Here is a 13,321-nt window from a genome sequence, read left to right as displayed (position 1 = left end):
GAAAACAAATTGACCACGTCGGACAACGTCATTGTCGTTGAGCGGCACGATCACGTGCTGCTGGTGACGATCAATCGGCCCGAGGCGCGCAACGCTATCAATCTCGCTGTCGCCACGCGCCTTGGCGACGCCTTGCAGGACGCCGATGCCGATCCCGAGGTGCGGGCGGTGGTGGTGACGGGAGCCGGTGACCAGGCCTTCTGCGCCGGTGCCGACCTGAAGGCATTGGCGCGCGGCGAACGGATCACGCCGGCAGAGGGGCAGCGCGCGGCGTGGGGCTTTGCGGGCATTGTCCGCCACCCCATCGCCAAGCCGATGATCGCCGCCGTCAATGGTTTCGCCCTTGGTGGCGGGACCGAAATCACCCTCGCCTGCGATCTCGCCGTTGCCTGTGAAACTGCCATGTTCGGCCTGCCTGAAGTTCGCCGCGGCATCATTGCGGCGGCAGGGGGGGCCTTCAGGTTGCTGGAGCAGCTTCCGCCGAAGATCGCCATGGAACTGCTTCTCACCGGAGAGCCGATCGACGCTGCGCGGGCCCTGGCGCTGGGCCTCGTGAATGCGGTCGTCCCGCGCGATCAGCTTCTTGACCGGGCCATGGCCATGGCCGCGCGCATTGCCCTCAATGCGCCGCTCGCCGTTCAGGCGAGCAAGCGCATTGCGAACGGCATCCGGGGGTCCGAGCGCCCGCGGGACGACCTCCCCTGGCAGCTGACGTACGAGGAGGTGGAGCGCGTCTTCGCATCCGACGACGCAAAGGAAGGCCCGCGCGCGTTCGCGGAGAAGCGTGCCCCGGTCTGGACCGCGCGTTGATCTTGAGAGGGTTTTGAAATGTCGCGTTCTTCCTCAGATCCAGTGATCATCGGCGTCGGCCAGTCCGTCGACCGTATCGACGCGCCGACGTACAAGGCGTCATCGGCATCCGACCTGGCGGCTGACGCGGCGCGGGCCGCCGCGCGCGATGCGGGTCTCGGCGAGGATGCACTGCGGCGCTGCGATGCCATCGCGACCACCCGCACGTTCGAGGATTCCCGGCCGCAGCCGGCGATCTTCGGAAAATCGCTCAACTTTCCCCGCTCGATTGCCAGGCGCCTCGGCATGGAGCCGCGCTATGCCGCATGGACCAAGGCTGGCGGGAACACGCCCCAGGATTTGGTGAATGAGTTCAGCGAGCGCATCGCTGCCGGCGAATTCAATCTGTTGCTTCTGACCGGTGCCGAAGCCATTTCGACGGTGCGTTCGGCGCAGGCGCGCGGCATCACGCTCGATTTTTCGGAAGATCCCGGCGGTCAGGTGGAGGATCGCGGCGCAGGCCTCGACGAGTTCCGTGATCCGCTGATGGACAAGCACGGATTGAGCAACCCGACGCTTGTCTACGCGCTCGCGGAAAACGCCCGCAGGAAGCGCCTGGGGCTGACGCGCGAGGCATATGCGCGGGAGATGGGGGAATTGTTTGCGCCGCTTTCGGCGGTCGCCCATCGCAATCCATGGTCCGCATGGGACGTGCCGGCCTACAGCCCCGATGAGTTGACGACGGTCGGGCAGCACAATCGCTGGATCGCGGACCCCTATCCGCTGCGTCTGGTCGCGCGTGACCAGGTCAATCTCGGGGCCGCCGTCCTCCTCGCCTCCCGCCAGGCGGCACTTGATCTGGGAATTCCGGAGGACCGGCTGGTTTACCTGCACGGTTATGCCCGCGCGGTGGAAAAATCGGTCCTGCACCGCCCGGACCTTGGGGCGTCTCCGGCAGCGGCGGCGGCCTCCCGCCTTGCCCTTCTTTACGCAGGCGTGGGCGTTGAAGGTGTCAGCACATTCGATTTCTACAGCTGCTTCCCGATCGCCGTGTCCAATGTCGCAATCGATGCCTTTGGGTTGTCTCCGCATGAGCCGCGGGGATTGAGCGTGACGGGCGGTCTGCCCTTTTTCGGTGGACCCGGTAACAATTATTCCATGCACGCCATCGTCGAGATGGTGGAGCGGGTCCGAAAAACTGACGGACGCCCCGGATTTGTCGGTGCCAACGGTGGCTATCTCTCCAAATATACTGTCGGGCTGTATTCCAGCTCGCCTAGGCCATGGAAACAATGCGACAGCCGGGCGCTCCAGGCGGAACTCGACGCAGTGCCGTCGCCGGAGGTTCTGCACGCCTACGAGGGCCGGGGGCGGGTGGAAAGCTATACCGTCCAGCACAACAAGGGGGGGCTCGGCTATGCGGTCGTTGTCGGTCGAACCGACGACGACAAGCGCTTCATCGCCCGCTCTTCTTGGGACGACCCGGAGACCTGTCTGCGGGCACATGAAGACGATGTCATCGGAGCGAACATCGAAGTCACGTCACCAGCCGGCATAAACTATTTCACGTTCGCAGCCCCTTGAGCAGATCGCCTCCGCCGCGGACGCCATCAAACGCATCACGGCCAAGGACCGCCCAAATCGTCGGCAAATGGCGTCCCCGCTGGTTCCTGCGGATCTACAGTCCCCAGCGCCGCAGCGCATCCTGCGCGGTTTCGATCTGCGGCGGAGACGGTTCGGCCGGTGGGGTGCGGGAGAAGCGGGGTGCGGGGCTGGGCTGGGTGAGGCCGGCCACCTCGATGAAGGTGCCGCGGGCCACCATGTGGGGGTGTTGGGGGGCCTCGTCCATATGGAGGACCGGCGAAACGCACGTGTCGTGCAGTTCGAGCCGCGCGCACCATTCCGCCCGGGTCCGCTGGCGGAAGATATCGGCAAGCTTTGTCCTCAGGTCCGGCCAACGCGCCGGGTCGTCGCGCAAGGCGGGGTCGAGGGTGTCCAGCCCCGCGAGGGTGCACAGCTCTTGCCAGAATTGTGGCTCCAGCGCCCCGACGGCGATGTGGCCACCATCCGCGCATTCATAGGTCCCGTAGAACGGCGCTCCGCCGTCCAGCAGGTTGCTTTCCCGGGTGAGGCTCCAGGTGCCGCCGGCGCGCATGTCGTAGAACATGCTCATGAGCGAGGCGGCGCCGTCGCACATGGCGCTGTCGATCACCTGGCCGGCGCCGGATCGCGCCCGCTCCCACAAGGCGGCGAGCACGCCCATCACGAGATAAAGGGCGCCGCCACCATAGTCGCCCACGAGGTTCAGGGGCGGCACGGGACCCATATCCCGCCGGCCGATGGCGGCAAGCGCGCCGGTCAGCGCGATGTAGTTGATGTCGTGCCCGGCGGTGCGCGCCAGCGGACCCTCCTGGCCCCAGCCGGTCATGCGTCCGTAGATCAGCCCCGGATTGCGCGCATGCACCTGCTCGGGGCCGAGGCCGAGGCGCTCCATGACGCCCGGCCGATAGCCCTCGATCAGCACATCTGCGCCGCCGCACAACGCCAGCGCCGTCTCGCGCTCGCGCTTCAGGTCGAGGGACACCACCCGGCGCCCGCGAGAGGTGATGCGATCGAAGGCCTCCGGCTCGCCCTGCGTCGTGCGGGTGATACGCAGCACATCGGCCCCTATGTCGGCCATCAGCATCCCGGCGAACGGACCGGGGCCGAGCGAGTGAAACTCCACAACGCGCAGGCCCGCCAAGGGTCCCCGCCGCTCTTTGGACGGCGCCGCCGCGACCATGTCCCTCTCCCGTTCGTGTGCGGAAAATATGTTTATAATCAGTGATATAAAATTAATCGCATGAGTGCTCTAGCATTTCAAGCAAATGCTTGATAAAAATTATGCCAACAAGAACTCGTGCAACGAGAGCGCTGATCCGCCCCAAGGGCGGGCGCCACGCCCCTGGGCGCGGCTGCGGGCGACAGGGAGGACCGTTGGATGGACGGCTTTGATCAGACTGACATTGTCCTGCCGGAGATCTGGGCCGGCCACGCCCGGCGCCATCCCGACAAGCTTGCCCTCGTGTGCGAGGACCGGCATCTGACCTGGGGCGACTTCAACTCTCACATGAACCGTCTTGCCAACGCGCTCCTGCGCGCCGGCGTGCGCAAGGGCGACCGCGTGGCTGTGCTGTGCTCGTCCTCCGTCGCCGCCTGCGTGGCCATGTTTGGCGTGGTGAAGTCCGGCGCGATCATGGTGCCGGTGTCGGGCATGCTGACCGCCGATCAGGTGGCGACGCTGCTTGGGGATTCCGCGGCATCATTCGTCCTCGCGTCCGCGGATCTGCGCCATCTCGTCGATCTGATTGCCGGCCGTCTGGACAGCCTGCGGTCCGACGGCCGCATCGGCGTCGATTTCTCGGACGCCGACTGGACCGGCCTCGAAGCCTTCTGCGCGGATGCATCGGGCGAGGAGCCGGATATGACGTTCACGTCGAAGGACGTGTTCAGCATCATGTACAGTTCGGGCACGACCGGCCTGCCCAAGGGCGTGGTCCACACCCACGGTGCGCGCACCTATTTCTGTGTCTCGAACGGCTTCGAGATGCGCTTCGACGGCTTGTCGCGCGGGCTGGTGACGACCGCCCTCTACACCGCCGGCACCTGGCTGGTGGTGATGCCCACCCTGTTCAACGGGGGCACACTTTTCATCCAGCGCCAGTTCCGGCCCGAAGCGTTCCTTCAGCTCGTCGAGGCCGAGCGCATCACCCACACCTTCGTCGTGCCGAGCCAGATCCAGATGATCTTCACCGGCTTCGGCTTCGAGGCCAACGACCTCTCCAGCCTGAAGATGATGCTGTCGGCGGGGTCACCGCTGCGGCCGGACATCAAGGCGCGCCTCATTGGCATCATCGGCCAGAAATTCTTCGAGCTTTACGGCTTCACCGAGGGCTCTTCCACACTGCTGCGCCCCGAGGACCAGGCCGCGAAGCCGCTCTCTGTAGGCACGCCGCTGATGGGGCAGGAACTGCTTGCCATCGACGCGGAAGGCCGCGTCTGCGCCCCCGGCGAGGCGGGCGAGATCGTCGGGCGCGGGGCAGGGCTGCTGCGGGAATACTACAACAGGCCCGAGGAGACCCGCGCCGCCATCTGGACCGATGCGCGCGGCCGCCGCTTCATCCGCTCGGGGGATATCGGGCAGTTCGATGCGGATGGCTTCCTCTACATCCTCGATCGCAAGAAGGACATGATCATCACCGGCGGCCTCAACATCTATCCCGCGGATCTGGAAGCGGTGGTGGGGGCCCATCCGGAAGTGCTCGAGGTCAGCGTCATCGGCGTCGAGCACGAAAAATGGGGCGAGACGCCGATGGCCCTCGTGGTGCTGCGCCAGGGCGCCAGCATCACCGCCGAGGCGCTGCTCGACTTCGCCAACGCGAGCCTCGCCAAACACCAGCGCCTCTCCGAGGTCACCATCTGCGAAAGCCTGCCCCGCAACGCCCTCGGCAAGGTGCTCAAGCGTGAATTGCGCGCCGCTTATGCGAGTGCGCGATCCGGCGGCGCGGCAGCCTGATCGCGCGACATGCTGATCGGCGGCGCGCCGTCGAAGTCCCCTTTGCGGATGTGCATGCGCCGTCCGCCCCGCATCGCGAACCCACGAGGACGGCATGGCCGAGGCTCTCATCTACGATCACGTGCGCACCCCGCGCGGCAAGGGCCGCCCGGACGGCGCGCTGCACGAAATCACGCCGATCCAACTCGCGACCCAGGTGCTGGAGGCCGTGCGCGACCGCAATGGGCTCGACACGGCGCTGGTGGACGACGTGATCATGGGCGTTGTGTCCCCCGTCGGCGAGCAGGGCTGCAACATGGCCCGCGTCGCCGCGCTCCAGGCCGGCTATGCTGAAAACGTGGCGGGGATGCAGATCAACCGCTTCTGTGCTTCGGGCCTGGAGGCGGTGAACATCGCCGGCGCCCGGGTGAAGGCGGGCGAGGCCGATGCCATGCTCGCCTCGGGCGTGGAATCCATGAGCCGCGTGCCGATCTTCTCGGATGGCGGTGCCTGCTACAGCGACCCGCGCAGCAACTGGGACACTTGGTATATCCCGCAGGGCATCGGCGCCGACCTCATCGCCACCATGGAGGGCTTCGACCGGGAGACGGTGGATGCCTATGCGGTGGAGAGCCAGGCGCGCGCGGCCCACGCCTGGAACGAAGGCTGGTTCGACCGCTCCGTTGTGCCGGTGCGCGATGTTCTCGGCCTGCCGGTGCTCGTCCGCGACGAGCACATGCGGCCCGGCACAAGCCTTGCCGACCTTGCCCGCCTGAAGGCCGCGTTCGCGGAAACCGGGCAGCGCGACGGCCTCGACGCCGTCATGCTGCAGCGCTACCCGCAGGTGGAGCGCATCTCCCACGTGCACACCGGCGGCAATTCCAGCGGCATCGTGGATGGCGCCGCCGCCGTCCTCATCGGCAACGAAGCCTTCGGCGCTGCGTCGGGGCTGAAGCCGCGCGCCCGCATCCGTGCCGCCGGCAGCATCGGCAGCGAGCCCGCCATCATGCTGACCGGCCCCGCCCCGGTGACCCGAAAGGTGCTGGAGCGCGCCGGCATGGCGGTCTCCGACATCGACCTGTTCGAGGTCAACGAGGCCTTTGCCAGCGTGGTGCTGCGCTACATGCGCGAGCTCGATCTGCCGCACGACAAGGTCAATGTCGCCGGCGGCGCCATTGCCATGGGCCATCCGCTCGGCGCCACCGGTGCGATCCTCGTCGGGACCGTGCTGGACGAGCTGGAACGGCGCGACCTGAACACTGGCCTCATCACTTTGTGCGCGGCCGCCGGCATGGCCATCGCCCTCATTGTCGAACGCATCTGAGCGCCGGAGAGAAACCATGTCCACGCTCGCTTTCACTATCGATGCCGACGGCATCGCCACCCTCGCCATCGACATCCCGGACCGGTCGCAGAACGTGCTGACGCCGGCCCTCTTCGCGGACCTTGGCGCGGCGCTGGACAAGATCACCGCCAATGATGCCGTGATCGGCGTCATCATCACCTCCGCCAAGCCCTCGGGCTTCGTCGCGGGTGCCGATCTCAAGGAGATCCTGGCGCTGATCGACGACGGCGCCGACGCCGTCGCGGCTGCCGCGTGGGTGCGTGTGGGCGCCGATGTATTCCGGCGCATCGAGACCTGCGGCAAGCCGGTGGTGGCGGCCATCAACGGTCTTGCCCTCGGCGGCGGGTTTGAGCTGGCGCTGGCCTGCCACCGGCGCATTCTGGTGGACAAGTCCGGCGTCGTGGTGGGGCTGCCGGAGGTGACGCTCGGCCTGCTGCCGGGTGGCGGCGGCACTCAGCGCCTGCCCCGCCTCATCGGCATCGAGAAGGCCCTGCCGATCCTGCTGGAAGGCCGCAGCCTCGCACCTGCGGAGGCGCAGAAGCTCGGCGTCGTCGATCAGCTCGCTGCTGCCGAGGCTGAATTGATCCCGGCCGCCCGGGCATGGCTGCTGACACGTCCCTCCGCGGTGTCGCCGTGGGACGTGAAGGGCTTCCAGGTGCCCGGTGGCGCGGGCCCGCTCGCGTCGCACGCCGCGCGCAGCTTCCAGGCCGGTACCACGCGCCTCAAGGCCACGCGGAGCCGCTACCCGGCTCCCCATGCGATCCTCTCCGCCGTCTACGAAGGCACGCAGGTGCCCTTCGACACCGGCTTGCGGATCGAGACCAAATATTTTGGCCTCCTGGTCGCCGATCCTGTTTCGGGCAATTTGGTGCGCTCCTTCCTGCGGCAAGGCGAGGCGCGCAAACGCGGCGCATTCGGTACGGCCCGGGCCGCGTCCCGCGCCGTGGTCAAGCTCGGCGTGCTCGGCGCGGGGATGATGGGCGCGGGCGTCGCCAACGTCGCGGCCGGGGCGGGGGTGGAGGTCGTGCTGCTCGACCGCACCCTTCAAGCGGCTGAGCGCGGCCTCAGCCATGCTCGCACGCAGCGCGAAAAGGAGGTCGCGCGTGGCGCCCTCGCTGCGGAGAAGGCCGAGGCGATCCTGGCCCGGATCCGCCCGACTGCGCGCTACGAAGCCCTTGAGGGCGCCGACCTGATCATCGAGGCGGTATTTGAAAACCGCGCGGTCAAGGCCGAGGTGACTCGCGCCGCCGAACGCCTGCTGGCCAAGGGCGGCGTGTTCGCCTCCAACACGTCCACCCTGTCCATCTCCTCGCTGGCGGTGAACGTGGCGGATCCCTCCCGCTTCGTCGGACTGCATTTCTTCTCGCCGGTGGAGCGCATGCCGCTGGTCGAGGTGATTGTCGGCAAGGCGACCTCGGACCAGACCGTGGCGGATGCCCTTGCCTTCGTATCGCGGCTGAAGAAGGTGCCCATCGTCGTGCACGACAGTCCGGGCTTCTACACCAGCCGCGTCTTCTGCACTTATATCGACGAAGCCATGGCCATGCTGGCCGAAGGGGTTGCTCCCGCCCTCATCGAGAATGCCGCGCGCATGGCCGGCTTCCCTGTGCCACCGCTGGCGGTGACCGATGAAGTCTCGCTGGACCTCCAGAAGCTGGTGATCGACCAAGCCAAGGCGGACGGGCTGGACGCCCGTTTCCTGCGCGCCCATGCGAATCCGGTGGTGGAGCGGTTCAACGTGCTCGGCCGGCTGGGGCGCAAGAGCGGCGGCGGCTTCTACGATTATGCGGCGGACGGCGGCAAGCTCCTGTGGCCGGGCCTCACCGATCTCTATCCGCCTGCGGCCGCGCAGCCCGCGGCGGAGGATGTCGGCAAGCGCCTGCTCTACATCCAGGCCCTGGAGAGTGCGCGGTGCCTCGCCGAGGGGGTGATCGACGACGCGCAGACCGCCGATCTCGGCTCGGTTCTCGGCATCGGCTTTCCGGCCTGGACCGGCGGCGCTCTGTCTTTGATCGCCACCGTGGGCAAGGACGCCTTCCTTGAGGATTGCGCCCGGTTCGCCGCGGCGCATGGCCCTCGGTTCGCCGTCACGGACGGTCTGATGGAACAGGTCTTTGCCGCAACCGGCATCGTCCGGCAGAGCGCGGCCTGAGCCCCGCCGACCCGCATCCCGATGAACAAGCAACATGCGGGTTTCATCGCCCGCAAAATGGGGAGGAAACAATGATAGGACGTCTGGCCGCTGCGGCCTTGCTGTCGCTCACCACAAGCGTGGCGCACGCCGAATTCAGCAACAAAGCCGTCAATGTGGTGGTGCTCACCGACATCAGCTCCCATTATGCGGACGCCGCCGGCAAGGGATCGGTGGTGGCCGCCGAACTCGCGATCGAGGATTTCGGGAGCAGCATCGACGGCGTGCCGATCAAGCTTCTCAGCGCCGACCACCAGAACAAGGCCGATCTTGGCGCCCTGAAGGCGCGCGAACTGATCGACACCGAAGGTGCCGACGTGTTCATCGATCTTTCCAATTCGGCAGTCAGCCTCGCCGTTCAGGAGATCGGCCGGGCCAACGACAAAGCGGTGCTCCACGTGGGCTCGGCCACGGCGTCGCTTTACGGTGAAGCCTGCTCGCCCACCGGCGCGCTCTGGCTTTACGACACCTATTCGTTGGCGCAGGGCCTCGGCAAGGCGATCCTGGCAGAGGGCGGTGACAGCTGGTTCTTCATCTCGGCCGACTACGCTTTCGGCAAGGCGATGGAAGAAAGCCTGGCGAATGTCGTCAGGGAGGCGGGAGGCACCGTCAAGGGGGCCGTCCGGCACCCCATCAACAACCCCGACTTCTCCTCCTTTCTGCTGCAGGCCCAGAAGTCCGGGGCGAAGATTATCGCGCTCGCGAACGGTCCCGGCGACACCATCACGGCCATCAAGCAGGCCAAGGAATTCGGCATCACCGACATGGGGCAGAAGCTCGCGACGCCGCTCTTCGATACCCCGTCGGCCAAGTCCGTCGGCCCGGAACTCGGCCAGGGCCTGCGCTTCCTCATGGGCTATTACTGGGATCGGGACGATGCGAGCCGCGCCTTTGCCAAGCGCTTCGCCGCCAAGATGAACGGCGCCATGCCGTCGCAGACCCAGGCCGGCGTCTATAGTGCAACCCTGCACTATCTGCGCGCGGCGGCGGAGGCAAAGAGCGATTCCGGCAAGGTGGTGCTCGCCAAGATGAAGGAGATGCCCGTCAACGACTTCTTCGCCGAAGGCGCCATGGTGCGCGCGGACGGGCGGCTGATGAAGGACATGTTCCTCTTCGAAATGAAGAAGCCCTCGGAGGTGAAGCAGCCCTGGGATCTGATGACGGTCCTGCGTCGCGTGCCGGCTGCGGAGATCATCCGCCCGCTGGACAAGGGCAACTGCCCGTTCGTCAAAAGCTAGCCGTCACGGGGCGCGGTGGTCGGGTTCTCCCGGCCGCCCGGCTGGCCCCGAGGGCCGGCCTGCCCCTGCCCGGGACGCTCTCTGTTGTAATGGAGACCCAGGTGTTCCCACGGACCATCTTCGAGGCGGAGCACCAGATGTTCCGCGAGACGGCGCGTCGCTTCGTCGAGGCCGAGGTCGCGCCCCATGTGGATGCCTGGCGAGCGCAGGGGCACGTCGACCGCGCGGTGTTCCTCAAGGCGGGCGAGGCCGGCCTGCTGCTGATGTGGGCCGATGAGGAACTTGGCGGCTCCGGCATCGCCGACCTGCGCTTCGACCAGATCTTGCAGGAAGAGGTGGTGCGCGGGGGCGATCCCGGCTTTTACCAGAACCTGCACTCGCAGATCGTCGCTCCCTATATCGGACATTTCGGCTCGCCCGAGCAGAAGCGCCGCTTCCTGCCCGGCGCCGCGCGTGGCGAGACCATTCTCGCCCTCGCCATGACCGAGCCATCGGCCGGCAGCGATGTCGCCGCCATACGTACGACGGCGGAAGACAAGGGCGATCATTGGCTGCTGAATGGCTCCAAGACTTACATTTCCAACGGAATTCTGGCGGACGTGGTGATCGTCGCCGCGCGTACGGACCGGGAGGCGCGACACGGCATCGGGCTGTTCATCGTCGAGCGCGGCATGGAGGGCTTCGAGCGCGGGCGCAAGCTTGGCAAGCTCGGGCTGCCCATGCAGGACACGGCGGAATTGTTCTTCAACGACGTGAAGCTGCCGAAGGAAAATCTCGTCGGCGCGCCCGACCGCGGCTTTGCCTACATGGCCGAGCTTCTGGCCAACGAACGGCTACAGGTGGCCATCGGTTCGCTCGCCCACGCGAAGGCGGCGTTCGACCTGACGCTGGACTTCATCCGCGAGCGGCGCGCCTTCGGCAAGCCGGTGGGGGCCATGCAGAATTCGCGTTTCGTCATGGCGGGCCTGCGGACCCGCCTGGACGCGACCCAGGCCTTCGTCGACCAGTGCGTGATGCTCGCCAACGCCGGACGCCTCACTGCCGATGTGGCCGCCGAGGTGAAGCTGCTCGCGAGCGAGCTTGAAAACGACACCATTGATGACTGCCTCCAGCTTCACGGAGGCGCCGGATACATGGACGAATACCGGATTTCGCGCATGTATGCCGACGCCCGAGTCTCCCGAATCTTCGCGGGCACCTCGGAAATCATGAAGGAAATCATCGGGCGCGCCATTGGGCTCGACGAGCGCAAGCTGCGCTGAGGCGGCGCGGTGTTCCGCTGCTAGCCGCCGGATGAAATGGATCAGGGAGATTGTTCGCGCATGCTTGCCATGGGTGACCTCAAGGGAAAGTCCGTGCTGGTGACGGGGGGCTCGCAGGGCCTTGGCGCCTTCTTCGGCGAGACGCTGGCGGTCCACGGCGCGCGGGTTGCTCTCGCGGCCCGCAACACGGCCTCCTGCGAGGCGGTCGCGGAGCGCCTCCGCACGCAGGGCGCGGAGGTGATCGCGCTGTCCGTCGACGTCACGGACCCCGCGTCCGCGGAAGCCGCCATCGCCGCTGTGGCAGAACGGTGGGGCGGCCTCGACGTGCTGGTGAACAATGCCGGTGTCACCGCCACCACGCCTCTGTTCGACATGGACGAAGCCGGCTGGGACCGCATCATGGACACCAACCTAAAGGGAGCCTTCCTGGTGGGGCAGGCGGCGGCGCGGGCCATGGCGAAGGGGCCGGGCGGTGCCATCGTCAACGTGGCCTCCATCCTCGGTCTCAGGGTGGCCGGTCAGGTGGCCCCCTATGCGGCCTCCAAGGCGGCTCTCGTCCAACTGACACGCTCCATGGCTCTCGAATGGGCGCGGTACAAGATCCGGGCGAACGCCCTGTGCCCGGGCTATATCGAGACCGACCTCAACCGTGACTTCTTCGAGAGCGAGGCCGGGGCTGCTTTGGTCCGCCGCATCCCGTTCCGGCGTCTGGGCCGGCCGGAGGATCTTGCCGGCCCGCTGGTGTTCCTCTGCTCGGACGCCGCCGCCTACATGACCGGTGCGACGCTGGCCATCGACGGCGGTCACCTCGTGTCATCCCTGTGAAACGGCGCCGTCAGCAACCGTCAGCCGCCAAGCCCGAGAAAAGAGAAAGCCGATGAGCACGAAGCTCGCAGTGGTCGGTGCCGGCCTGATGGGGGGAGGGATCGCGCTGGATGCAGCCCGCCACGGTCTTTCGGTCACGGTGTTCGATGCCCGATCTGACGGCGTGGACAAGCTCCGCGATCGCGCCGCAGCGACCTACGCCCGCTGGACGAAGAGCGGCAAGATGCAGCCGGAAGAGGCAGAGCAGGCGCTCGCGCGCATCGCGACCGCGCCGACGCTCGCCGATCTCGCCCATGCGGATCTCCTCATCGAGGCGGTGTTCGAGGATTTCACGGTGAAGCGCGCGCTGTTCGATGCGCTGGCGCCCCACGTGGGGGACGAGATGGTGATCGCCACCAACACCAGCGCGCTGGAAGTGGGCACGCTGGCGTCAGGCGTCGCCTTCGCCGGGCGGTTCCTCGGCCTGCACTATTTCAGCCCCTCGGAGGTGTCGCCGCTGGTGGAGGTAGTGCGCTCGCGCGATACGTCCGCTGCCGTGGTGGAGCGCGCCCTGGCGTTTCTGGCGCAGACGAAGCGGGTGCCGCTAGCCTGCCGAGACCGGCCCGGCTTCGCCATCAACCGCTTCTTCTGCCCCTATTACAACGAGGCGACCCGGCTGGTGGAGGAAGGCATCGCCGGCCCCGCCGACGTGGACCGCGTGGCCCGCGAACGGATCGGCGCCACTGCGGGCCCGTTCACGGTGATGAATCTCATCCGTCCCGCCGTCGCCGCCCACGCCATGGCGAACCTTGCCATGCTCGGCCCCTTCTACCAGCCGAGCACGGCCCTGCGGACCCAGGCGGAGCTCGGGGTCGACTGGCCGATTGAGCAGGCGCTCGGCGGCGCGGACCTCGATGTGGCCGAAGACCGGCTTCTCGGCGCGCTGGTGGTGCCGGCGATGGAACTTGCCCGGGAGGATGTGGCGGACCCGGCCGCGGTCGACCACGGTGCGGTTCTCGCCTTGAAGTTTGCCGAAGGGCCGTTCACCCTCATGCGGCGCTATCCGGCCGAGAGGGTGGAGCGTGCCGTTCTTTCCGTGTGCCGCCGCAGTGGGCATCCGGTGCCGCCGCTTCCGGTAGTGGCCGTCTGACGGCGGCA

General features: G+C 67.2%; 10 protein-coding genes. 9 read left to right on the top strand and 1 reads right to left on the bottom strand.

What is annotated here, in order from left to right; translation table 11 throughout:
• Nucleotides 1-9 precede the first annotated feature (9 nt).
• Together ACT535_RS06905 and ACT535_RS06900 are read left to right on the top strand one after the other, a co-directional pair.
• Entirely contained in the window at nt 10-810 is an 801-nt protein-coding gene (locus ACT535_RS06905; protein WP_476363802.1) for a crotonase/enoyl-CoA hydratase family protein, read from the top strand.
• Nucleotides 811-828: 18 nt separating this feature from the next.
• A complete protein-coding gene (locus ACT535_RS06900; protein ID WP_476363801.1) occupies nt 829-2,373 on the top strand; it encodes a hypothetical protein in 1,545 nt (514 codons plus the stop codon).
• A gap of 94 nt (nt 2,374-2,467) precedes the next feature.
• Here ACT535_RS06900 and ACT535_RS06895 read toward each other — a convergent pair whose 3' ends face one another.
• Nucleotides 2,468-3,571 (bottom strand): CaiB/BaiF CoA transferase family protein, encoded by a 1,104-nt coding sequence (locus tag ACT535_RS06895; protein WP_476363800.1) that lies wholly within the window; start codon nt 3,569-3,571, stop codon nt 2,468-2,470.
• Nucleotides 3,572-3,769: 198 nt separating this feature from the next.
• Between ACT535_RS06895 and ACT535_RS06890 the strand changes: the two genes are divergently transcribed.
• The 7 genes from ACT535_RS06890 to ACT535_RS06860 all read left to right on the top strand — a co-directional run bounded on the left by ACT535_RS06890 (nt 3,770) and on the right by ACT535_RS06860 (nt 13,313).
• Entirely contained in the window at nt 3,770-5,344 is a 1,575-nt protein-coding gene (locus ACT535_RS06890) for a class I adenylate-forming enzyme family protein (protein WP_476363799.1), read from the top strand.
• Between the two features lie 94 nt (nt 5,345-5,438).
• Complete coding sequence (locus ACT535_RS06885; RefSeq protein WP_476363798.1) at nt 5,439-6,647, top strand: acetyl-CoA C-acetyltransferase; 1,209 nt, start codon at nt 5,439-5,441, stop codon at nt 6,645-6,647.
• Between the two features lie 16 nt (nt 6,648-6,663).
• Nucleotides 6,664-8,820, top strand: coding sequence for a 3-hydroxyacyl-CoA dehydrogenase NAD-binding domain-containing protein (locus ACT535_RS06880; protein ID WP_476363797.1), 2,157 nt, complete (start codon nt 6,664-6,666; stop codon nt 8,818-8,820).
• Entirely contained in the window at nt 8,715-10,097 is a 1,383-nt protein-coding gene (locus ACT535_RS06875; protein WP_476363796.1) for an ABC transporter substrate-binding protein, read from the top strand. The genes ACT535_RS06880 and ACT535_RS06875 overlap by 106 nt, the downstream gene beginning before the upstream one ends.
• 101 nt (nt 10,098-10,198) lie before the next feature.
• Complete coding sequence (locus ACT535_RS06870; protein ID WP_476363795.1) at nt 10,199-11,359, top strand: acyl-CoA dehydrogenase family protein; 1,161 nt, start codon at nt 10,199-10,201, stop codon at nt 11,357-11,359.
• Between the two features lie 60 nt (nt 11,360-11,419).
• The gene (locus ACT535_RS06865; RefSeq protein ID WP_476363794.1) at nt 11,420-12,184 is read left to right on the top strand and encodes an SDR family NAD(P)-dependent oxidoreductase; all 765 of its coding nucleotides are present in this window, start codon (nt 11,420-11,422) and stop codon (nt 12,182-12,184) included.
• A gap of 52 nt (nt 12,185-12,236) precedes the next feature.
• Nucleotides 12,237-13,313 carry a 3-hydroxyacyl-CoA dehydrogenase family protein gene (locus ACT535_RS06860; RefSeq protein ID WP_476363793.1) on the top strand — a complete coding sequence of 359 codons (1,077 nt, stop codon included), beginning with the start codon at nt 12,237-12,239 and terminating at the stop codon, nt 13,311-13,313.
• Nucleotides 13,314-13,321: the final 8 nt, after the last annotated feature.

The organism is Xanthobacter sp. DMC12 (assembly GCF_056314105.1).
This window is presented reverse-complemented; position numbering and strand designations above follow the sequence as displayed.

Bases quoted from the DNA above. Each gene is read 5' to 3' on its own strand.
- ACT535_RS06900 (WP_476363801.1), top strand. From the start codon at position 829: ATGTCGCGTTCTTCCTCAGATCCAGTGATCATCGGCGTCGGCCAGTCC.
- ACT535_RS06895 (WP_476363800.1), bottom strand. From the start codon at position 3,571: ATGGTCGCGGCGGCGCCGTCCAAAGAGCGGCGGGGACCCTTGGCGGGC.
- ACT535_RS06890 (WP_476363799.1), top strand. From the start codon at position 3,770: ATGGACGGCTTTGATCAGACTGACATTGTCCTGCCGGAGATCTGGGCC.
- ACT535_RS06885 (WP_476363798.1), top strand. From the start codon at position 5,439: ATGGCCGAGGCTCTCATCTACGATCACGTGCGCACCCCGCGCGGCAAG.
- ACT535_RS06880 (WP_476363797.1), top strand. From the start codon at position 6,664: ATGTCCACGCTCGCTTTCACTATCGATGCCGACGGCATCGCCACCCTC.
- ACT535_RS06865 (WP_476363794.1), top strand. From the start codon at position 11,420: ATGCTTGCCATGGGTGACCTCAAGGGAAAGTCCGTGCTGGTGACGGGG.
- ACT535_RS06860 (WP_476363793.1), top strand. From the start codon at position 12,237: ATGAGCACGAAGCTCGCAGTGGTCGGTGCCGGCCTGATGGGGGGAGGG.